This is a genomic window from Paenibacillus allorhizoplanae (assembly GCF_927798215.1).
Taxonomy (GTDB): Bacteria; Bacillota; Bacilli; order Paenibacillales; family NBRC-103111; genus Paenibacillus_E; species Paenibacillus_E allorhizoplanae.
Window position 1 is genome coordinate 309,757 of the sequence record NZ_CAKMMW010000003.1, and the last position, 23,941, is coordinate 333,697.

The following is a 23,941-nucleotide window of genomic DNA, read 5'->3' on the forward strand; positions in this document are numbered from 1 at the left end:
GTTCTATTCGATTTTCATAGCAACTGCGGCCATATCAAGATAATCGATCTTAAGGTCCTGATTAACATCGTATTGGCGAGCAGTCGACCAATCAGCGCTTGCCGAAGTTTTACCATAATGGATCAAAATGGGATAGAGGTCGCTGACGCTAATCCGATTGTCACCATTCAAGTCCTCAGGCTTCTGCTTATTCACAGTCAGTTTAAAGGCATCTACAGCTCCTACAAGTAGGCTCGTTGCCGCGTCGATCTGTGCCTGGGTCACGGCAGTGTCAGTCTCTACTGCCTTGGCTGCGTTAATCGCCGATTGAAGCGTCGCTTTGGAACCTGCCGGATATTGTCCGATCAGCGTTCCCTCCACCGAAGCATTAATGAGTGCCTCTGCGGCAACAATGGCTGCGGTTAAGTTTGTTTTGTTTGCATATTGCACGTTTACTGTAAGCTTGTAGGAAGCAAGTGTACTTTCAAGTCCTGCGCCGACAACGGCAATGGAAGCGGCTTGAAGATCTACACTTCCATTCGTTCCATTCGCTTTGGATGTAAAGTTCAACTCGAACACATCACTGTTCGCCGTGATAGCTTTAGCTGCACCTAAACTTGAAGCAATAATGCGCACTTGGCCCGCAACTGAGGTTTTCGTTGAAACAATATCGAAACCATCCTTCAATGATGTAGCTGAGATAAAATCCAGCTTGCTCGCATCATAAGTTACCGTCGCATCCAGCGCATATACGCTGTCCGTCACACTATCCAGACTGTACGTGACATTGAAGTTTTGTCCTCCATCTACGGAGGCAGGTCCTGTCAATTTATTGTTCAAGTCCTGATTAGGAATCGGTATTGGACCTGTCCGCGTAAAGCGAACGCCATCGGCTAGAATAAAATTGCCTTGTGTATAAGAATTGGTAACAACAACGCTGCCTGATTCCCCTTTATGAAAAGGGTAGCTGCCAATTTTATACCAACTCTTCCCATTTTGCGATTGATTCACGAAGACTGTTTCAGAACCGTTCGCATGATGGATGGTAAAAGGAGCATTCTGCGTTCCAGTCGTTATATGCTGCCATACATAGACATCATACATGCCGTCAGTTGGAATGACTGGCTTGTAGCTCACGCTAGATGCGCCATTTTTCGTTGTATTTAAAGCAAAATTACCTTTATTTGCATCTGCATTCGTTCTGTTTTCCCATTGGCCCAAGAGGGTCACGCCAGTCGGATCTGAATTATCCATGGTAATCGTAACGTTCTCTGGCACCAGCTCGAAGCTAATGTTATCAAACACAACTTTGCCGACACCTGAAAGGATACCTACATTAAGAACCAACGTTTTGGGTGCAGTGACTTCATACGTTTGGCTGTAGTTAACATACTGATTCGTTAAGGTAACAGGTGCAAGTTGATGGTCGCTTGCCCCGTCCCAAATGTTCAACTCTGGTTGTACATCGCTGCCCTCCAGCTTTTTAATTTGGGCGGAAAGCACGTACGTACCAGGTTGTATGATATCTACTTGCTGGTAAATGAACGTTCTATTATTCGGAGCACCTGCCGAATTAAATTCTGCCGCGCTTTGTCCTGCAAATTGAGAAGTCTTCGTCACATAAGCATTAGTTCCATATACACCTCTGTTCCAGCCCATCGTCCAATCCGGTAGCAGCACAGCGGACGAGCCGCCAGCTGTGTCTCCGCTTAAGCGTTCGAAGTCCCCATTCTTCACTGTCGCAAGTGGCACATCTCCCGTGACTTTCGTGATTTGTAATGGAGCTTGACTGACAATAAACAAGCTATTCTTTTTCATCAACCGTTTCGTTCCATCGAAATCCGTAACCGGAACCGCATTGCCATAGGCATCCTGCGCACTAACGACTTGCTCAGCGTTGGCGACAGTCACATATAGTAAGAGGTCATCCGCTGATAGTACACTTAAATATTTACCATCCGTACGTTTCAGATAGTGATTAACTTTGAGGAAATTAGCCCCTTCAAAGCCAGTATAAGAACCTAAATACTCGTCAGCCTTACGAATATGATGCTGCAACGTCGCTAACGTCTGATACATTTCTGTAGGCGACTGAGAATGTCGTGTGACGAATGTATCCTCGGCCGGTGTGCCCATGTTGATATATTTAGCTGTACCTGCACGCAAGAAATCCATGTAATTCCACACCGTGTCATAAATGCGCCATGGTGTATAGGTACTATTAAGTGGGTACACTTCCGACTGCCACAATTGCAGATTCGGGTGAGTCGTTTTGGCTTGAGCATACGCAGTAAGTATATCCGCTATTTTCTCCGTTCCACTATATCCATGCACATTGTAAATATCGTAATAGTTAACGTTATCTCCTTTGAGCATATCAACAGCCAACTGACGATCCGCAGCCGGGTCAGGCGTTGCAAATCCGCTAGTTGTTACGAAGAGCTCAAGGTCTTGACCTGTTGCCAACTTATACTCGGATTTCACTCGCTGTGCTTGTTCATAGGCAATTTTTTGCATCAAGATATACTCTTCGTTCGTACCGGAGAAGCCAGCTGCAATGGTCTTGGGATTCGAAGTTGGGTGGAAATTCACCTCGTTGACGATCTCCCAATATTTCACTTTGCCAGCATAGCGCTTCATTGTCTGGTACACATAGTTGCTCCAATCCTCGCCAGTTCCAGGAACTCCATTCGTATACTTGATATCCTTAGGCACCCAACGCTCCGCTCGATACATAAGGTCGTTTAAGCCTGCTTGAATATCCTGTTCGGAAGGTCTGGTAGATGCCCAATCGGACGGGTAACCAAGGACGGCGAGCACATCCATTCCTGCCTCTTGTGCTCTCTCGACGTAAGCATCGCTTTTGACCCAATCGAAATTGCCCTTCGTAGGCTCAACGGCATACCATAAGAACTGTAATGCACCTTCCCAACCGCGCGTGGCACTCGTATGAATTTTGGTCCATGCGGACATATCATAGTCGTAATTCGCGTGCTGTCCATAATATTTGGCATATTTACCATCTGCCACTCCCGATTCATCTGCGGGTACTTTCGATATCCCACTCTTATAGACAATGGGGGCGGAACCGCTTGAACTTACCGTCGTTTCCAAATACCAGAAGCCTACCTTATTCTTCAACATAGGAAGGGCCAGATTTTCGATGTGATATGTACCTCCAGCAGCTACTTGCACATTAGGGTAGGACTCGGTAAATTCCACCTTCCCGTATGGGTCAGTTGCTTTAATGCTTACGTCGAAGGTCTTGGCGCTATCCCCATAATTCACCGTCATCATGGGATAGACAGCATCTTCGCCTGAATAGTAAACCTGTTTCTCATTGCGGAATGCAGGCTTTACTACACTATACTTAGATGAGTTATGCCATGGTGTCATAAACTTTTGGGATTGAATGTCTTGACCATAGGTAATGTCAGCAAGAAGTGCTGTATCCGTTCCTCGGCTGAAAGTCTGTGCCGTGTGCTCCAACTCGCCTGAACTTAGCGCTTTGGTCGAAATCTTAACCTGACTGATATTGAAAGGACTGCTGCGTTCTACCATGAATTCGTAGGGCATGAACTTCTCCAAAACTGCTGCTGCAGTTACAGGAGTTGGAGGTGTAATTTCAACACCATCTTTATAAATGGCGGCATAACCGCCCGTCCCCATTTTCCAGGAAAATGCCAGATTGAACGGCTGACCGATTTGATAGCTGAGCTGATTCGGCTGCGCATACGCATAAGCGCCATTGGTACCTTCGCCGTTTCTTACAAAGAAAGTAAGCGGTTGTTCGTACACGGCATTCGTACCGGTAGGCTTCTTAGTCGGCGGTGGAATATGCGCCTGAATCAATGTATTACCGGGACCACTTTGTTCCGGGATTAATTTAAACAGGAAATCCCAAGTGTTGCCGAATTCCTCGTAAGGCTTATCCAAACGCAATCGAAGCTCAATCGTCCCCTCATTCGGATTGATGATGCCCGGCGCATAATCGCGATACCAAGTAGGGGTATCTGTGAAATTTCCGGAGTCGCCACCGCTGATGACCGGACTCGGAGCAACCGTTACCGTGAGATTTTTATTTACCGATGCGTTCCCTATACTCAGTTTGATGACAGCGTTTTCATTTACGTCCGAGCTTGTCAGATTCTTTGCTTTGAGCAGGAGATTTCCATCTACTACCTTTAAATAAGTGCCGTCCACTGGAGCAATTGCGGTAATTTGAACATTCGGATTACTTATACTCCCCGTCTTCAATCGAAGAACTTGTTCATACACGTTCGCACCAACTGTCGTGCTTCCCGCAATCGTACTCGTCGATTCGTACTTTTCTTTTTCCAGATCGATTGCCCATTGATTCATGGAAGCTGACATGTCGGCATCACGCGCAACTTGGTTGGCATCCAATCCTGCTTGGTCCGGCAGCTCTCCGACCTTGACAAACTTGATGCCGTCGATTGCGATCGGAATCGTGCCATTAGCCGCAGGTGCCACTGGAGGGAAATATTGGTATCCGGTTCCGCCTGCTATAATGGGATACGTCTGCCCGCTTCGGAAAGGGTATACACCGTATGGCACCCATGCATCTGTCCCGTTGCCTGAACTCGGGTTGTTAATAACATGTTCACCTGCGGCATTCGTAATCTTATACGGAACGTTGCCCGCATACCAGCGAGTCGTTGCAGGCTTCCTTACATAGAAGGCGTACATGCCATCCTGCGGAAACTGAGGTGCAAACGTCATACTTTGAGGCGTAGCCTTGTTCAAATTCGCATAAGTAAATCTGCTTTGATACGTTCCACTTGCTCCTTGAATGAAGTTCGCCACGCTTGGCGGAGCTGCAAGCCCCGTGTATGTGACACCCGGATCTTGATCATCTAGGATTACACCAATCTCCTCAGCGCCTAGCACATCACCTGTAGCTGCATAAACGGCTGTCATTCCAATCGGGACGATGCTGATAAGCAGCATCGCAATCATGATCAGCGCTATGACCTTTTTAACAACACGACTTTCCCGTACCCTTGTCATCTTCTTCAACATCTCGAGACACACCTCCATGATTATGATCACACCAGTAATAAGACTTCAGTCACCTCAGATCTTATGGGTATGATCTTATTCTAAGAAATGGATGGATGCGTCCACAACAGGACAGAAGTAAGATATCTATGACAAAAGGACGGACTATTTCAACGCTTGCCAATATCGGAATTCATCGCCATAAACTGACTGGGCTTAACTCCTACCGTAGACTTGAAAGATCGACTGAATAAATAAATGCTTGAAAAGCCCACCATCTCCGCAATAGCGGTTAAAGTTTGAGTCCCTTCGATCATTCTTATTTTCGATTGCTCGATGCGAATATGTGTCAAATATTTATGAATCGTAATGCCAAGCTGATCTTTAAATAAAAACGATAAATGATTGGTTGATATGCCAACATGCTCACTTATCGTATGATTATCGAGTTCAGGGTCCCAATATCTTTCATTAATGAATGTGATGGTGTTTTCAATAAACACCCAGCCCTTCGTCAGCTTTCCCTCTCTACTGTTATGACCCACTTGTCCCTTCATAAAAAGGACTAATAACTCTAAACAAATCCCTTTAAGGATCAACGAATAACCTGATCTCCGATCCAGAAACTCCTTCTGCATGATGAGGAATCTTTTCTTTAACTCAATCTGGTCCGGCAATTGCAAGCGGGAAATGGGGCTTGTAGATGCAAACTGCATCTCTTTATCTGTAATGGCTTTACGCTCTTCCGTAATCACTTGGTCCTTCCATGAGCTTCGTTCTTCGTCATAATACAAGTCAAAATGAACGATATATTGGATCAAAGGTATCTCTGATGTAGAGCGAATAATATGCGCCATAAAGGGAGGCATAAGGAGAATATCTCCCTCCTTCACCTCATATTTGACTCCGTTCAAAAAAAACTCAGCTTCCCCTTGCTCGATATAGGTAAACACATGGTCATAATCCATCCATTCACCTGCCAGAGAGAAGGATTTATGAATTTTGACCACTCTGACGTAAGGCGATAAGCTGTTCATCCAAGTCTCCATGTACTTCCCTCCAGCGAAATGATTGATGAATGTCTCAATATTTAATTTTAAGCCGTGCTCCGTTTGACGCCGACTTTGCGATCGCATCCAGCACCACTTGATTCCGATAGCCATCCTCGAAGCTTGGGGACGGATTCACATGTGTTGAAATGCCTTGCATAAACGCATGCATCAGATTAATAAACGTATGTTCATAGCCAATACCATGGCCAGCAGGCCAATAGGCCCCAGCATATGGGTGTACGCTTTCCGTACAATGAATCGTTCTAAAGCCTTGCATGCCGAATACATCATTGTCCAAGTATAACTGAAGGGTATTCATATTTTCCATATCCCAGCGTAAAGAACCTTTGGAACCGTTGATTTCGAGGCGATTCCCATTGCGGTTTCCCTTGCCAAAACGCGAAGCTTCGAATACGCCAAAGGCGCCATTCTCAAACTTGGCCAAAGCCGCAACCGCATCGTCTACATCTACGTCTGCCATGGTTGGTTCGCCCTCTACAGGCCTCTTCTGGATAAACGTTTCCATCATGCCAGTAACTTCTTTAATTTCTCCCACCAAAAATCGAGCCAAATCAATAGAATGAGCCATAAGGTCACCTAAAGTTCCTGAGCCGCATATGTCTTTCTTAAGACGCCAAACAAGAGGAAAATCCGCATCCATGAGCCAATCTTGCAAGTATTGCGCTCTCACATGATAGATTTCCCCTATAACCCCATCATTAATTAACTTTTTGGCATATTGGATGGCCGGTGCGAACCGGTAGTTATGCGAGATCATATGGATCACATTGGCTTTCTGAGCAGCCTTCCACATGGTGAAAGCTTGCTCTTTCTGCATGGCGAGTGGCTTTTCGCAGATGATATGCTTCCCCGCTTGAGCAGCTGCTATGGCAATATCCGCATGCAAATGATTCGGAGTACCGATATCAATGACATCAATATCATTCCTCTCTATGAGGCGACGCCAATCGGTTTCATACGATAACCATCCAAATTTATCAGCCGCACGTTTAACACTGGCTTCATCACGACCAACGATCGTTTGCAGTACAGGGTCGATATCTGTATCAAAATAGAAAGGAAGATCCCGGTACGCATGGCTATGAGCTTTGCCCATAAATTTGTAGCCGATCATGCCAATGCGAACTTTTCTTTTCAGACTCATGACTCGCTCCAGTCAAATAAAACACCACTGTATTGATCCTTATGCAATCGAAGACCCTCGTAAGCTTTCTTAGCTTCTTCCGGCTTCAGCACATGGCTGATTAAAGGTTCAATCTGCAACCGTCTCTGCTTCATCATCTCGAATATGATGCTCGAGTTTCTAACCAACGAATGTTTGACAAACTCGTTAGCCTCAATCGGATAACGCCATTCATGCGCTCCCTTGAACGTAATACAGCCCCTGCCATAGAGATGGCAGTAGTTCAGAACATCCGTCACGTCCGTGTTATATTCACCGCGAGGACTGCCTAAGAAAATGATTTCGCCTAATTTGGCGATATAGGGGAGGCTCTGGATCGCTACTTGCGGGACCCCCGTAGCTTCAATATGCGTAGAAACTCCTTTTCCATGGGTAATATCGGCGATTTGTTCCTTCACACTGTCTTGTCCACCATTCAAACCATAGATAACACCACACTGCTTGGCTATTCGAAGTCGCTCCACAGATAAATCGACACCAATCACCGTAGCGCCCTGTGCCTGTGCCAGTTGAGCGGCCATATTTCCGATGAGTCCAAGCCCCGTTACGCTAACATAATCACCAAATTCAATGTTCGAAACACGAATCGCCGTCGTTGCAACGGTTGCCATGCGAGTAAATGGTACCCATTTCAAATCCAAGTTCTCCGGAACTTTAAGGAAAGTCCCTCTTATCGAAACAACCTCATACTTGGAGTGAGTTCCGTAATGAAAAACAATATCGCCGGATGTAAACCCCGTCACGCCTGCCCCCACTTCCACGATCTCACTTACGGCTGCATAACCTGGAATGCCAGGCATCTGGAACCAAGCTTCGTTCCCCGACAGCATGGCCAGTTCAGTTCCCGGACTGATTAAGGTATACAGCTTCTTGACCAGTACCTCCTCTACCCCTATCTGCACGGAGAAATTCTCTTCCACCGTTTCAACCTGCCATGGACTTAGAAAAATCACTTTTTTGTTGTTCATCGCATTGATACACTCCTTTATATTGATCTCATTTTCAATATAAATGTTTTTACTTGGAGCGTCTTTGACGTAAAAAATGATTTTTTATCAAAAAACACGAAACCCTAAATTGGGTTCCGTGTTCTTGTTCTTGCGACGTTCTTCAGAAATAATATATGATTGACAACATCGATTATCCAAAGTATGAAAAAGATTGACTTACGGATTGATCAACCCAGCCTGCTGCAGCAGACGTTGCGACATGACAGCAACTTCTGCTCGTGTCAATTGCCCTTTCGGTGCTAGCGTACTGTCCGTTCGGCCAGTTACTATGCCTCCCTGTAAACAGATGGCTATGCTTCTTTGCGCCCATTCCGATACCTGATCGGCATCCTGATACTTGGTAAGAAGTGCTGCGTCCGACAAGTTCTCCTTCATGCTTGTTAATTTCATGGCATTAGCCATGATCACCATCGCCTGTTCCCTGTCGATGGTATTCGTCGGCCGGAAAGTGCCGTCCTCATACCCTTCAATAAGATGGTAGGCAGAGGCAGTTTGAATCGCATCATGATACCACTCCGCAGAGGTCACATCAACGAATAGGCCGCTACCGATTTGTGGCTTCAATCCTAGCGCTCGAACGATAATAGCGGTGAACTCCGCTCGTGTAATGTCATGATCCGGGTTAAAGTGAGTATCGTCCTGCCCTTGAATAATCATTCTGGCTGCCAAATTATTCACTTCTTTTTTCGCCCAGTGATTTTGAACGTCTCCAAACTCGATACGGTGTGAGATCAGAAAGTAGACGCTATTCGTCAAACTATTTATTTGGGCCCAATATTTTCCATCTACTTTTACTATCTTGGTAGGTACCTGCCGTAAGGTTCCGTCTTCGTCGATCACGACTGCTGTCGTGATTTGCCCCACATCGGCTTGATCTTCGATAGGCAGCATTCTTTCTACATAATTGCTGAACCGAGAAATCTCTATAGTTTGGCCCTTATAGCTAGCAGTCACTTTGAAATCAACTGGCGAAGATTTCAGTTCCAGCTCATTAGTGGAAAGAGTATTCTTTACAAGCTGCACCATATCCTCATTTGGTTTCACAATTTCAATTTGGATTGTAATATCTTGAAACTCCACATTTTCGCCAAACTGACTCTGTAAACTTTCAACTTGAATCTGCTTTGCTGGTAAAGTATACCTAGCTGCATCGGTTTGTAATTCAAGCACTGCATTCTTTTGCTCCATGCTTTTAATCATTTGTCCGGTCAGTTTACCTATGAACGCATCCGTGGTACCCGAAGTCGACAAAATAATATGACTACCCTCTCCACCTGTGGATAAAAGTTGCTCCAGCTTTTGAGCATCCACGGTATAGGTGGTTGTGGATTTACCTCCTAGTTCATCTTTGACTGTGGAGCCCAACTCACCTGTTTGTGAGGTAACAGGAGCTTGTTCCGATGGTGTACTAGATTGATTGTCATCGCCACTATTGGAATGTTCTTCCGTATATGGAACTGCACTTACTTCATTTGATGCTTCGCTGACTCCACCCGGATTTACAGCTTTAACGGTAAAATAGTACTTCGTATCATTGATCAAGTTCACGACATCATACGTATAAACGGAGCCACTTACGGTTGCAAGTTCACTTCCATATTCACCTGAATTCGTGCTGACAAAGATCTGATAATTCGTCACATGATCCATCGGGTCCCAGCTGAGACTTACTTGCCTATTGCTAGCAACTGGGGGTTTAAAGGTTGGTGCTCCAGGCGGCGATATTTGTGGTGTTGCACTAACTTCTTGCGATGCTCCACTTAATCCTCCTAGATTGCTGGCCTTTAGAACAAAGTAGTAAGGCGTTCCATTCGTTAAATTCACAACATCATACGTATAAACAGAGCCGCTAACGGTTGCAAGTTCATCTCCGTATAAGCCTGACTGATCACTGACATAAATATGATAATTCGTGGCTGAATCCATGGCTTCCCAAGTGAGACGCACTTGGGCATCGCCCGGCAACGCGGACGTTACTTGAGGAACTCCTGGCATTGCTATTTGCGGTGTTGCTAACAGTTCGTTGGAAACCTCGCTCTCTCTTTCACCACGAACTGCCTTAATGACGAAGTAATAGGTATCGCCGTTATTCAGCCCTTCAGCCTTGTAATTGTAAACTTCATTGCTAACCGTTGCTAGCGGGGAACCATATGAACCCGCTGTCGCGCTAGCATAGATGCGGTAATTCGTGGCCCTGTCTACGTTACTCCAGCTCAGATTCGCGTAACCATCACCGCTTATGACAGATAGCAATTGAGGCTTGTTCAGTTCAGCTACCGTAACCGTTGCCACTTTTTTGAATTCACCATTCGAGGTTTTGGCTTCTATGAAAGCTGTGCCTAAACCAATCGCAGTAACTAGTCCATTTTTATCTACCGCAGCTACATTTTTGTTGCTCGACGACCATAATACTTTATCGTTCGTTGTATTTGCTGGCAGCACCGTTGCCGTCAAGGACTCCGTTTCGCCTGGAAGCAAGGTAAATGCCGTTTTGTTCAAAGAGATCGTTTCAGGAAAAACTTCGGGACCATAGACCTCAAACTCCCACAAGGAATAGCCATACTGCGTAGCCCTTACTGTACCATACATCCTTACGTATCGAGCATCGGTCTGATTAAATGTAATTTTCTCCATTAAACCCTTGCCAGCTGTCGTGCTATACACGTTATTCCAGGTTTGCAGATCATTCGATACCTGAATTTGATAGCTTTTTGCATAGGCAGCCTCCCAGTAAAGCCGGACTTCATTAATGGTTTTAATAGTTCCCAAATCAACATAAATCCAGCCAGGATCGACGGCTCTTTTGGAACCGAACCGGGTCGACATATCTCCGTCAAAAGCCCAAGGCGCCGTATCGACCGTAGTGTCATTAGAGGAAGCCACCGCTGGCTGATTCAGGGCTAAATTCGTCTGCGGCCGAGGCTCCGGATTCTGCACAGGTTTAATGGTGATATCGCTATAATTATCCTTATTTGCGAAATTCATCTCATATAGACTTGTAGCAGGCTGAACTTTTCCCGGCATATAGACATTTTCAAACGTGATTCCGCTTATAGGCGCGTCGGGCAACCCTTTTATTTTGGCAACACCCTCGCCAGCATCGCGCACAGTAATATTTTTAACCGTAATTCCTGAAATCGGACCTACACCCGAATTGCTGCCATTTACCGTAAAAAGCGTCATCCAAGCACTGTTATCTTCGTTGAAGCCGCTGATATCCTCGACATCCATATTCTCGAAGGTAACATTGTTCACAGCACCAGTGCCATATTTGTGATGAATGGCAAACCCGACAGCCGCCTTATACACGACGCCATCTCGAAAGACAATATTATTCTGATCCTGCATGACCCCTTGGCCAATTTTGAAACCGTAGCACAATGTCCAAGTGATGGCATCCTCAAAGAGCACATTACTTACAGGCTGTGGACTGCCCGGCCAAGGTACTTTGCCCGAAGCAATATCCGTCGTTTCTTTCCAAGCTTTCGTTGAAAAGGGATCATCCAGGGCAATCCCGATCGCATTTCTCACTATGACATTCTGCGACTCGCACACATCGATGCCGTCATTTTCCCCCATGCCTAAGCTGTTAAAGAACTTCACATTCGTAAAACTTAGGTCATGTGACCGAACTGGCGTAACCGCCCAAGACGCGGATTCTCGGATGATAATCCCATCCATAGTGAAATTGGATGTCGCAATAGGCACAACCAGATTGTTAATCATGCCTTTGGCATTGGTTGATTTATCGGCATATAGCGCAGCGCCATTCCCATCTATCGTTCCACGTCCATACATCTTGATGTTCGTCGAATCAAATGCGGTGGAAATCCACCAAGTTGCCGGCCTGCCCATAGAATCTTTGTACCAATGTTCCTTGTAATCGGCTGTCTTTCCCGTTCCTATAAAAGCAGCCCCAGGCTGCATATACAGCGCGGTATTGCTTTTCAGCACGAGATTGCCAATATAGTACTGTCCCGCAGGAATGTACACGATTCCTTGAACGCCATTCCCTGCAAGTGTACCGTAGCTGCTAGCATCGTCAATGGCTTGCTGAATAGCTGCTGTCCTAGCTGTCACGCCCGTTTGCTCCCCGGTTGAGTTAACAAGATAAGGGGCTTGTCCTACGTTGAAAATACCTGTCCCTGTAGATGCAGGCACATCGGTTTCTGCCGGATCAGCCGCAATGACGAGGCGCGTCTTCCTGCTGTTCATCGTAACAATCAAATATTCATCTTTCTGCGTGGTGAACGTCAAGGTTCGACCCACAACGCTGTCTGGTTGAATTCCCAGTTTCTTGGGGCTAATTGCGTAATCGTGAACTTTGTCCGTATTTAGTATCGTAACCTCGAAGGTAACCGGTCCATTGGACATGGAAAAGTTCGCATAATCATAATCGTCAAAAGCTTTGACTACGGGAATATCCACTCCGTTCGCCTTCAGCGTGTAGTTAACGGAAGCCGCATACTTCGCTGGTTGATTATAAGGATATATGACTGCTTTCGACGCTGCTGCATTAATGTCTGGAGTCACTGCTGCCTCCACGCTAGTTGTTAGAGGGTTAAAAAGAAACCCTGCCGTAAAAATAACCGCCATGATCATACTGAAAAATCGATTCATTGTTATCATCTGTTTATTCCCCCCTGTATAGCTTCGCTGACTTTTTCAAGGATGTTAGCGTTACCATTTTTTCATTATAGCAACTGGGTTCTTTGGTTATAATGCGGTAATCTCTATTTCAAGGGCAGATATTTATTGATAATAGCGCTCAGCTTCAACGCAATTCAGCAGTTCAGTTAAAAAAGCAGTGAGTTTGGAAACAAAAAAGATTGCCACTCATCCCGGCCTTCCTGGCTAGGTGATTGGCAATCTATTTGGTCACTGCGACTTGGGCAAATTCACATCGTTTATCCCAATAATATATCCGTATAATAATAGTAAGGACCCGGTGAGGTCGTATCGAGAAGGGCCACCGGCAAGATATACACCTCAAGCGGTGAGCCATTGCCCATGGCCTCCACTTCCACAAGATGACTTCCAGCTGCTAGAGTTAACTCCACATACTGTTGGTCAGGGGCACGGTGATACGCTGGCATGAACTCCAGCGTTTCTTTGCATGAAATCACCGTCTGACCATTCAACTTCAGCGTTACAGGACTATTCGCTGCTGCAATAAGTCTCAGCTTGCGCTCAATCGGATTGGTAAGCCTTGTTTCCGCCTTATATACGCCTTCTAATTCGACTTTCTCCCACTGTACGCTATTCCCTGGGAAATAGATCACTTCTCCTTCGCTATCTTCGGGACCCCAGACGATCCATCTGGAGGAATTGACCATGGCAAATGGTACTTTTTGAATCGACCAAATCGCAAGGTCATGGATTCGAGTCCAACTAAACGTTAACTCATGACTTACAGCTGCATTCGGTCCAGCTTGTATTTCCGTATCCCACTTGAAGGATTCATCTGGTTGCAAACTAATCTTAACCGTTGTTGGTCCATGCCAACCTGAAGGTAGCTCTAATGCTATATCTCCATCGATCCGGGTCAATGAGCGATTTGTCAGCGTGAACTGCAGTACCTTGCTATGTCCTGTACCAATAGCTGGACCATCTGGTCCGAAATCGATGATTAATTCTTCGTCCGGGCATCTTTTCGTACCCAGAGGCAGCAAGTAATGATTCGATGTTACTTTTCTCTCCCAAAGTTCCCTTATGGCTTCATCCGCATCTCCCACTGCCTGCGATTGTTCCCAAGAAGTAGGAAACTCAGGATGTACCAAGATCCCAGTATCCCAAGCTGCGAGAATCTGTTTGCCCATACGGATTGTACGACGAGTTAATTCGTCCAAATTCTTAGGCGCTGGGAATCCCTTGATTGGGGGACTGACGACAATGCGGTCGCCTACTGGCTTTACCCATTTAGCAGGCAAGCCTTCCGGTCCTACCAGCATGCCCAATATTGCACCCAGCGTTGCTGCTGTACAATCTGTATCGTAACCACAATTGACGGCTTTCAAGATCGCGTCTTCAAAATCTTCCCCATACAACCATCCAAGGATGGTAAAGGCAATATTTTGAGGAGCATCGGTAAAATTATCGCTGCCATGGTGCTCCAGAATGAGTAAGCGCGTTTCAATCCAGCTTTTCCCTTCCTGATGCCACCGAAGCAGATCTTTCAATGCCTTGGAGGTACGACTATCCTCAGGGATATACTTCATTCCAATCTCGATCAACCGATCCCTGTCTTTCTCAAAGAATATGGCGCTTTCCAACGCAGCGAAAAACATTTCACCATAGACCCCTTCGCCGCCAGCATGATCTACAATCGCATCCTGATACGCATAGTGAGCGGCAATTTCCGGGGCACCTGGAGCTGCCATTGCCCATATTTCGGAACGAATTGGTGAGCCCATACAGTCATTGAATGGATTGTTGAACCAACCCGCAACCGGTGGAAGTAAACCTCGTCTTAAATTCGTCAGCGCATAGCCATATTCATCAAACGGGAAAAAGACATGCTCTAACCATTCCTGTCCAAGCTCAGTTGCGGTCAATCCCGGACCATACTGCTCCAAAGCGTGCAACCACACCAATTGCAGGTCCAAATCGTCATTCTCTAGTGGCCCGTCCGGCAGCTCTGGATAAAAGCTCAATTCAAGCAGCTCCTTCTTGCCTTCTACCGGTGCTCCAAGCGTTCCTCCGATATTTTTCCCTAGCCATCCCCCAAATACGATACGATAGTAATCTTGTTCATTTAAAATACTAATAGGCATGTGGAAACCTCCGTTGTTTGATATAATGGACATTGAATTCAGTATAAAAGCGGTTCCATTATAGTGCCATGTACATAGTTTTGTTCTAAAAAGAAAAAACATCAGGAGATGTCATGCCATGCACTACTCTCTTTCTCGATTATCCACATTGGATGTCAAATGGGCCGATCTTTTTGATGCCAATAACCCCCATTTCTTCGGTCAGCATCATAATCCCTATTATGAGCTTATCGTCATTGCCGACGGAACGGTGCATTTGCAGACTGCAGATGAACGCATGACCTTACACGCCGGGGAGTCGCTTCTATTGAAGCCTTGGGAAACGCATACCGGTTGGAATCCCCAAGAACGACAAGGGCAATTTTTCTGGGTGCAATTTTCCTGCAATCCCCCCCTAAATGAATACGTGCTAGATCGGGCTGCAGAGCTTAATATTGTCCATGCCGAACGGACCGAGCTTAGAACCACGGAAAACCTGCATGAGGATTTGCTTGTAATCCCGCGACAATTTCGTTCCTTGCAACGTTATAAGTTGCTTGGCTTGTTTGAAGAACTCGTGGAAACAATGAAACAGCCGACGGGTTATTTTCGTTATCATGCTACCTTATTGGTTGGTGAAATCCTTCGTCTTATGGCCAATGATTTTTTGAAGCAAAGCCAATTGGACACCGCTTTCTCCGCTTCCTACCTTACTTTTCGCAATCTAGTCAATTACTTGAATAATTTTTACGATTCGGACATTTCCAAAGAGACATTAGAACGATTGATGGATCGTAAATATGAATATCTCTGTCAGGTATTCAAAAAATATGCCGGAACGAACATCCACAATTATATCCACCAACTCAAAACCCAACGCGCCAAACATCTGCTGCGCACTACAGATAAAAGTGTTCAGGAAATTGCCAATGAATTGGGATATCCAGATCCTTTTTACTTCAGCCGTATGTTCAAAAAGATCGAAGGTGTTGCACCTCTGCATTATCGGAATAAAGAATAGAAAGTGGTACTTCTGAAAACCATGAGAAAAATGGAGGGATTTCAATGGAAGATGGTGAGCTTGAAACCATCGTGAATGACACGATCATTGCAACTGGTTTGGATATTGACGATGATGAAGACGACTTGGAGCATCATGAACCTTTTAACCGTGGAACGCGTCATGTAGTTAGATAAATAGTAGAACCAAAAAACTCATCTGCTATAGGTAGCAAATGAGTTTTTTGGCTCAAACATACAAATAGGAAAATAAGATCTGCGATTCCAACCGTTCTCTACTTATGTATATATGTAACAAGACACTACTTACCGCCCCTGTTGCTCGATTCTTTTAAGCCTTTGATCCAACCTTTCCAGCAAGACCTTGATCTCCATATTTTCCTGCTCCGCATGATAATTAATAGCGAAGTCAAGGATCGCCTCCTGCTTATCTTTGGAAGCTTGTCGATTCTGACTCATGAGAATGACGGGAGCTTGAAAGGCTGAAATACAAGAAAGGATAAGATTAAGCAGGATGAACGGGGGTTTATCGAAGGCGAAGCTCATGAGATTAATCGACATCCAAATGACTAAGAACAAGCTGAATAGCAAGATAAACGCCCAACTTCCACCGAACGTTGCAATGTCATCAGCAAGCCGATCAGCCCAAGAAGTCTTCTTCTCCTGCTGCTCTATTAAATGGGACTTAATGTTCCCTTTATACGCATTTACAATGGAAGCTATGCGTTCTAATTGGTCATTGTCCAGTTTAAAGTTCGGATCATTATCTAATTCATGAAACAACTGCTCCGATGTGAAATCACCTGCGGCTTGAGCCCCTTCCTTCTCATTTCCTATCTCTTTTTCCATTTTCGTGTCCCTTCTTCCCTAAGCCAATCTTACTGCAATGTAGCGAGGAGCTTGTCATCAAACTCCTTGTCCGATTCCGGATAAGTTAATTCCATGCTTTCTAACGCTGCTACGGCAATTTGCAGAACTGACCAGTCCCGATACCAGCGATGGTTGGCAGGAACAATATACCAAGGTGCTGACTCCGAACTGCAGTGTTTAATTAAATCCTCATAAGCCGTTTGATATTCGTCCCAAGATTCACGTTCAACCAGGTCATTCTTATCGAATTTCCAACGCTTGGTTGGATCCTTGAGTCGATTTCTAAGCTTGGCTAGTTGGAAATCTTGCGAAATATGCAAGAAAATCTTTACTATTTTCACACCACTGCTCTCCAGTAGTTTCTCAAAATGTTTGATATGCTTGAACCGTTGTTTGGTTTCCGAATCGTCAATTGATTGATGTACACGGGTAATCAGTACATCTTCATAGTAAGACCGAACGAAAGCTCCTATCATGCCTTTGGCAGGCGTCGCCTTATGTGCACGCCACAAAAAATCATGGGATGCCTCTTCTTCTGTTGGCGTTCGGAAACTCGTTACTTGGAACCCCTGCGGATGCAAGCATCCGAGCGCCTGCTTCACGACACCATCTTTCCCACTGCAATCCATGCCTTGAATGATGAACAGAACAGAACGCTGCTTTTCTGCATAAAGCATATTTTGAAGATCTTGCAATCGTTCTTTCAAACGTGCCATATTCGGCTCGATTTCTTCTCTGTCATGATGAGCATTCGTATCATTGGGGTCTAAGCTCGATAAATGTACTTTTTTACCAGGTTCCCATCGAAAATGGCTAATAGGCATACTTGACCTCCTCTACCTTGTTGTCATTGGCTGATATCAACCATTTTTTCTGCCACAATGGGGTGTGCGAACTCGCCGCGTAAGACAGCTCCTTGTTCCACCACCACTTGTTTGTCCAAAATAACATGATCCAAATAGGCGTTCGCTTCGATCGCGCACTGATGCATCACGATACTATTCTTGATGCTAACGCCTCGATTCACCTTCACACCGGGAAACAAAATACTATTTTCCACATAGCCTTCAATGCTGCAGCCATGAGCGATGAATGAGTTACGAATCAACGCTTGATCATGATAGGCCGTTTCCAGTTCTTCTTCCTGCCTTGTATAGACAGATTCATGGTTAATCATAAATTCATGCCATCCATGCGGTTGCAGAAGGTGCATACTATGGGCATAATAACTATCGATCGAATCCATAATTGCCACATATCCATGATTGGCATAACCTTGAACATGAATATCGGCTAAGTGGTTCCATATGACTTCTTTCAGATACCTCTCACTGCCAAGCATCATACTTTGCTCGATCAGCTCAATGAGCAGACTTCGTTTGATCACCATCGTATCCAAATCGATATTTTGCGGTTTTAAGCTTGGCAACGCATGGTACGTTGGCGTAACCTTGACGACTCTGCCCTGGTCGTTCATTTCCAAGTTATAGGCATGACCAATATGCGCATGGCGATCCATCTCCATTAAATGCTTGTAGAGAATCGTAATATCAGCATCGTTGCCCAGATGGTAATCGATCATATTTTCAAAATTCATATGGTAAATCACACTGCTTGGAGCAAGCAGCATATACGTTTCGGTACAATTTTTCAATAAATCAAGATGACTGTATAGATGAAATAGATCTCCACGCACATCCTTAGCGAGATAACTAGGAGGGAGCACCGTTACACCGCCTTCCGCGGTCGTATCTAAGCCCCAATGATGCCCGTTACCCACATGTTCGAGGAGGGAGTCCGCTTTGTCATTCGTTAAAAGCATCACCTTCTGAATACCTGAATTGCTCATATTGGAGAGCGCAAAGTCGACCATCCGATAACGACCGGCAAAAGGCACGGCACCTACACATCGATTGCGTGTAAGTGTAGATAAGTCATCTTGTTCATTCATCAAATTGATCATCCCAAGAACATCCTTCATCGTACACTCCTCCTTGTCTTGGATTACCCAAAGTACACCTGATTGGTCAGCTTGGCCGGAATAACAGCTGGATATTGGCGTCTTACCGTTGTTCTCTCAGCAATTGTCGTGATCTCTATCGCGTCTAACTGACCTACAACAGCTCCATCTTTAATCATAGCGCCCTCTCCGATAATCGCATTACTGATGAGTGCGTTTTTACCAATTTGCACACCTGGCATGATGACGCTATTGAGTACTCTGCTATTTTCTCCAACCCGAACATTATCGAACACCACGGAATGACTGACATTTCCATAGATCGTCGAGCCATCCCCGATAACGGCATTATTTACTCTGGCCGTCAAGGCAACGTGAGTCTTCGAGAGATTCTTTGTTTTGGTCAGGACAGGCCACGCTTCCTGTTCCAATTGCAATTTAGGCGTATATCCCAGTAAATCCATATGGGATTCCCATAGGCTTTGAATCGTGCCCACATCCTTCCAATATCCTTCAAACGGATACGCTGATAAATAGGCACCTCCAGCTAATAGTCCTGGAATGATATTATGTCCAAAATCATGGTCCGAAGCCTGATCTTTCGCGTCTTGTTCCAAAGATGATCGAAGAACATCCCAATTGAACAAATACACACCCATGGAAGCGAGATTACTACCTGGCTTCAGTGGTTTCTCTTCAAAAGCTGTGACCCGGTCGTTTTCATCGGTGCTCATAATGCCAAACCGACTCGCTTCCTCCCATTTCACAGGTGTCACGGATATGGTAACATCCGCACCAGATGCCTTGTGATGCTCGATCATCGCGCGGTAATCCATGCTGTAGATATGGTCGCTGGAAATAATTAAAACATAGCTTGGATTCTGTTCCCGGAGAAAAGCCAAATTCTGATAAATGGCATCTGCTGTCCCCGAGTAAGCATTGGGCGCACCAACTTGTCTTTCAAATAGAGAGATCCCCCCTCTATCACTCTTCATCCCCCATGCTTCCCCGTTTCCAATATGAGCATGCAGAACAGCAGGCTTGTACTGCGTCAATACGCCTACCGTGTCAATGCCCGAATGGTGGCAATTGCTTAAAGAAAAGTCAATGATTCTATATTTCCCACCAAAATGGACAGCTGGCTTTGCAATATTTTTCGTTAACGGACTAAGTCTACTGCCCTCACCACCTGCTAAAAGCATAGCTACGCATTCCTGTTTCTTCACTTTAATCTCATCCTTCCGTAGGCATATATTTGACGATAACCGCTGCAAGTGGCGGTATGTTAACTGAAATACTTTGAGGATACCCCTGACAAAACCATTCCTGGGTTTCCAAACTATGGTCATTCGTTATTCCTGAACCGCCAAATTCCAACTTATCGCTGTTAAAAACCTCCCGATAGCGCCCAGGCTCCATGACCCCAAGGCGATATCCCTCATGCGTTTCAGGCTTGAAATTGCTGATGATAATTAGCTGCTCATTGTTCGTCTTCGATTTTCGCAAGAGCGTCACCAGACCATCCTCTTTCTCATCCGCAACTAATGAGGTAAAGCCGTTCGACTCGAAATCCAGTTCCCACAATGCTTTTTCTGCTATGTAAAAATGATTCATCCGTTTCACAAATTCCGCAAATTGTTGATGCTCTTCATTCCTAAGCAATCCCCATACCAAGGAATCCTCTGAATTCCAATCGTCCATTTGACCGAATTCAGTACCCATAAAAAGCAGCTTTTTACCCGGATGTCCCATCATATACGTATAAAGCACACGCAGATTAGCAAAACGCTGCCAATTATCTTCCCCAGACATTTTACCTAACAAGGATTTGCTCGGATAATTCATTTCGTCATGAGAATAAGGCAAGACATAATTCTCATCGCTTGTCCCCAGCAGTGACCGCGTTAACCGATCTTCCTGTCCGACGCGTTCGCTCTGATTTTTCTTCATATATTCCAGCGTATCGGAGGTAAAGGCTAAATTCCATTTGTAATTAAACCCTAGTCCTCCATACTCAACAGGTGTAGTGACACCCGGATATGCGCTGGAGTCTTCTGCAATCATAAGCACATTAGGATACCTGGAAAATACGACCGCATTTAATTTTTGTAGAAATGCAATCCCTTCCAGATGCTCCTCTCCACCCTGTTCGTTTCGAATGTATTCCTCTTCTGGCCGATTAAAATTCAGCGTTAGCAGACTATAGACGGCATCGACTCTTAGTCCATCGACATGATACATATCCATCCAAAAGAGAGCATTCGAAATTAAATAGCTAATGACTTCCGGCTTCCCATAATCGAAAATATACGTCCCCCACGTCGGATTCTCACCTTTGCGACTATCTGCATACTCATAGAGGGGGGAGCCGTCAAAACGGGATAAGCCATGCGCATCTTTGCAAAAATGAGCAGGGACCCAATCCATAATCACGCCGATCCCCTTTTGATGACAACGATCCACAAAATACATAAAGTCTTTCGGTGATCCATAACGGCTTGTCACCGAATAGTAGCTGGTTACCTGATATCCCCACGATGAGTCAAGTGGATGTTCGGCAAGTGGCATGAGCTCAATATGGGTATACCCTCGCTCGTGAACGTAATCGACGAGCTCATCAGCTAATTCCACATAACTATAAAATCCGCCATCCTCCTTGCGCTTCCAACTGCCCAAATGCACTTCATAGATGAGAAGCGGCTGCTGCAAGTGTTGATTCGACGTATTATTCGCCAACCAGTCTTCATCCTGCCAGTCATAATTATCAAGCGAAGCAATAATGGAAGCGGTTTCCGGTCGAACCTCCGTTTGAAACGCATATGGGTCCGCCTTCAGATAACGATCTCCATCCAGCGTAACGATTTCATATTTATATAAAGTGCCTTCTTCCAGCTCGGGTATGAACAGTGTCCAAATACCTTCCTGCATGGTCATAGCATGATGAGTGCCATCCCAACCATTAAAACTTCCGGATACGTTCACCTGCTTGGCATTCGGTGCCCACACAGCGAAGTTGACTCCTTTGCAGCCATCGCGTTCTTCCAAATGTGCTCCAAGAAATTGATAGCTTTGATACTGTGTGCCCTCATGCAGCAAATAAAGCGCATCCGTGTTTGATTTCGAGGCGATCATTGTCATGCTCATTCCTCCCCAGTGTTGTTATTTAATGCTAATTACACGCATATGGATAGATTGAAACAACGAACTTATAACTTTTTGCAGCACAAAAAAAAAACACGATGCCATTTTGGCTCGTGTTTTTTGAACAGTAAATTTATTTAGCGCTTTTGCTGTTATAACATCGATTCCGCGCGTCTTAGGACTGATATTCATCATCAGTGACTTGCTCCAGCCATTCGACCGCCTTGCCATCAAGACGTTCTTGAATGGCAATATGTGTCATAGCTGTGGTGGGCGAAGCTCCGTGCCAGTGCTTTATTCCAGGTGGGAACCAGACCACATCCCCAGGGCGAATTTCTTCGATTGGCCCCCCCAATCGTTGAGCCCGTCCTACCCCTGCCGTTACGATCAGCGTTTGACCCAGCGGATGTGTATGCCACGCTGTCCGTGCGCCGGGTTCGAACGTAACACTTGCACTTGCTACGCGTGCAGGCTCAGCTGCTTCAAATAATGGATCGATCCGAACCGTTCCCGTGAAATAATCAGATGGTCCTTTACCCGAAGGTTGGGATCCTGCTCTTTTGATTTCCATTTTCTAATTACCTCCGTAAAAGTTACGTATTTGTTGTCGCGTTGTTGTAAACATAATGATACCAAAAGGGATGGCTAAATTAAATTCTCGCTAGCGCATACGCCATAAAATTTCTATTAACTGAAAAATATACAGATATTTGTGCGAGTTTTTTCGAAACTGCCGACGCTGCTGACGACGACTGTGTGGCAAGAACTAGCATCGCATAAAGGAATGAGCAAAGACAAGCCCTTCCCTTATTAGATGAGGAGCTTGTCTTTCTTATGAAATCACATCCTCTAGTCGAAGATCTGGCGATGTTCCAAGCTCTCGCTGGAGCAGTTGCTCTAATTCGCGATATTGCTTCATCGCTTCGTTCTTCCGGCCTAGCTCCGTATACAACCGCATCATTTTGTAATGGATGTCTTCTCTCATGGGATCGATCTTCAACATTTCCCCGTAGTAATGCAGCGTTTGCTGCTGACGGTCATGTGTCCGATGATGCTGAGCGGTCAGCTCCAGCAAATCAATGTACTGTTGCTCTAGCGAGCGACTGATCTCGATGGCCCACTCATAGGACCTGCCTTTCAACAGCGGTCCCTTATAGAGGGCTTCCGCCTTTTCCAACAAGACTGCACTCTCACTGGGTGCTCTTCTAATTTCCTTAATTAATCGCTCGAACTCATACAGATCGCACTTCAGGTCATCGGTTTCTAAGCGTATCTCGTTGCTTGTCGTTGTAATCCCGCCGCCAGACCGGTCGTATCCGACTGCTTTACGGATAGCGTACAGCGTCGAATTCAAATTCTTCAATGCGTTGTCTGGGGCCAGATTCTGCCACAACGTTTCCGTCACTTCTTCCCGAGCGACCGTTCTTTTGCAAGCCAAAAAAGCAAATAACTCCTCGGTTTTCGGAGTCCGCAATCGAATCGCTTCTTTCTTCCCTTCGATCGTACGGCCTATAATTTTAAAACCACCAAACAGTTGAACGTCCAGGTTCGGGGCGGGATCGTCCTGCCGACGAACCCTTTGAATCTTCTCCATGGTAACGGCCAGCCTCTCCGACGTAACAGGCTTTACGATATAGTCCAGCACGTTAATCGCATAGGCCCTAACCGCGTACTCGTCGGAACCCGTCACTAACACGATATCGATATTTCGCCGCAAATCCGTTAGCAACGCCGACAATCTCATTCCGTTAATATCGGGCATGGAGATATCTAGAAAGGCGACATCGACGTCATGCTCTTTGGCATAATCATATCCTTCTTGGGGATCTAAGAATGTCCCGATACTCCCGATTCCACCGATTTCCGACAAGAGGCGCTTCAATCTCCTTATCGCCATTTCCTCGTCGTCTACGATCATCAATCGCAGCATA

General features: G+C 45.5%; 15 protein-coding genes. 2 read left to right on the forward strand and 13 right to left on the reverse strand.

Features of this window, described 5'->3' with window-relative positions; translation table 11 throughout:
• Window positions 1-3: 3 nt before the first annotated feature.
• From L6I86_RS07630 to L6I86_RS07655, 6 genes are all read right to left on the reverse strand, one after another.
• Window positions 4-5,022, reverse strand: coding sequence for a golvesin C-terminal-like domain-containing protein (locus L6I86_RS07630; RefSeq protein WP_236285966.1), 5,019 nt, complete (start codon window positions 5,020-5,022; stop codon window positions 4-6).
• A gap of 149 nt (window positions 5,023-5,171) precedes the next feature.
• Complete coding sequence (locus tag L6I86_RS07635; protein WP_236285967.1) at window positions 5,172-6,050, reverse strand: AraC family transcriptional regulator; 879 nt, start codon at window positions 6,048-6,050, stop codon at window positions 5,172-5,174.
• A gap of 34 nt (window positions 6,051-6,084) precedes the next feature.
• The gene (locus tag L6I86_RS07640) at window positions 6,085-7,218 is read right to left on the reverse strand and encodes a Gfo/Idh/MocA family protein (RefSeq protein ID WP_236285968.1); all 1,134 of its coding nucleotides are present in this window, start codon (window positions 7,216-7,218) and stop codon (window positions 6,085-6,087) included.
• A complete protein-coding gene (locus L6I86_RS07645; protein ID WP_236285969.1) occupies window positions 7,215-8,225 on the reverse strand; it encodes a zinc-dependent alcohol dehydrogenase in 1,011 nt (336 codons plus the stop codon). Before L6I86_RS07645 ends, L6I86_RS07640 begins: the two co-directional genes overlap by 4 nt.
• 198 nt (window positions 8,226-8,423) lie before the next feature.
• Entirely contained in the window at window positions 8,424-12,896 is a 4,473-nt protein-coding gene (locus L6I86_RS07650; protein ID WP_236285970.1) for an S-layer homology domain-containing protein, read from the reverse strand.
• A 278-nt stretch (window positions 12,897-13,174) separates the two neighbouring features.
• Window positions 13,175-15,040, reverse strand: coding sequence for an ADP-ribosylglycohydrolase family protein (locus L6I86_RS07655; RefSeq protein WP_236285971.1), 1,866 nt, complete (start codon window positions 15,038-15,040; stop codon window positions 13,175-13,177).
• 118 nt (window positions 15,041-15,158) lie between these two features.
• Between L6I86_RS07655 and L6I86_RS07660 the strand changes: the two genes are divergently transcribed.
• Both L6I86_RS07660 and L6I86_RS35640 read left to right on the forward strand, forming a co-directional pair.
• The gene (locus L6I86_RS07660) at window positions 15,159-16,040 is read left to right on the forward strand and encodes an AraC family transcriptional regulator (protein ID WP_236285972.1); all 882 of its coding nucleotides are present in this window, start codon (window positions 15,159-15,161) and stop codon (window positions 16,038-16,040) included.
• Between the two features lie 44 nt (window positions 16,041-16,084).
• On the forward strand, window positions 16,085-16,216 hold the full coding sequence (locus tag L6I86_RS35640) for a hypothetical protein (RefSeq protein ID WP_268796257.1): 132 nt from the start codon (window positions 16,085-16,087) through the stop codon (window positions 16,214-16,216).
• 129 nt (window positions 16,217-16,345) lie between these two features.
• Here the strand turns inward: L6I86_RS35640 and L6I86_RS07665 are convergent, their stop codons facing one another.
• From L6I86_RS07665 to L6I86_RS07695, 7 genes are all read right to left on the reverse strand, one after another.
• Window positions 16,346-16,888 carry a DUF1003 domain-containing protein gene (locus tag L6I86_RS07665; RefSeq protein ID WP_236285973.1) on the reverse strand — a complete coding sequence of 181 codons (543 nt, stop codon included), beginning with the start codon at window positions 16,886-16,888 and terminating at the stop codon, window positions 16,346-16,348.
• 29 nt (window positions 16,889-16,917) lie between these two features.
• A complete protein-coding gene (locus L6I86_RS07670) occupies window positions 16,918-17,733 on the reverse strand; it encodes a PPK2 family polyphosphate kinase (protein WP_236285974.1) in 816 nt (271 codons plus the stop codon).
• Window positions 17,734-17,756: 23 nt separating this feature from the next.
• On the reverse strand, window positions 17,757-18,890 hold the full coding sequence (gene glgD / locus L6I86_RS07675) for a glucose-1-phosphate adenylyltransferase subunit GlgD (RefSeq protein WP_236285975.1): 1,134 nt from the start codon (window positions 18,888-18,890) through the stop codon (window positions 17,757-17,759).
• Window positions 18,891-18,913: 23 nt separating this feature from the next.
• Window positions 18,914-20,095, reverse strand: coding sequence for a glucose-1-phosphate adenylyltransferase (locus L6I86_RS07680; protein ID WP_276574811.1), 1,182 nt, complete (start codon window positions 20,093-20,095; stop codon window positions 18,914-18,916).
• A 7-nt stretch (window positions 20,096-20,102) separates the two neighbouring features.
• A complete protein-coding gene (gene glgB, locus L6I86_RS07685; RefSeq protein ID WP_236285976.1) occupies window positions 20,103-22,007 on the reverse strand; it encodes a 1,4-alpha-glucan branching protein GlgB in 1,905 nt (634 codons plus the stop codon).
• A 178-nt stretch (window positions 22,008-22,185) separates the two neighbouring features.
• Window positions 22,186-22,581, reverse strand: a complete 396-nt coding sequence (locus L6I86_RS07690) for a (R)-mandelonitrile lyase (protein ID WP_236285977.1) — start codon at window positions 22,579-22,581, stop codon at window positions 22,186-22,188.
• A 261-nt stretch (window positions 22,582-22,842) separates the two neighbouring features.
• The gene (locus L6I86_RS07695; protein WP_236285978.1) at window positions 22,843-23,940 is read right to left on the reverse strand and encodes a BTAD domain-containing putative transcriptional regulator; all 1,098 of its coding nucleotides are present in this window, start codon (window positions 23,938-23,940) and stop codon (window positions 22,843-22,845) included.
• Window position 23,941 lies beyond the last annotated feature (1 nt).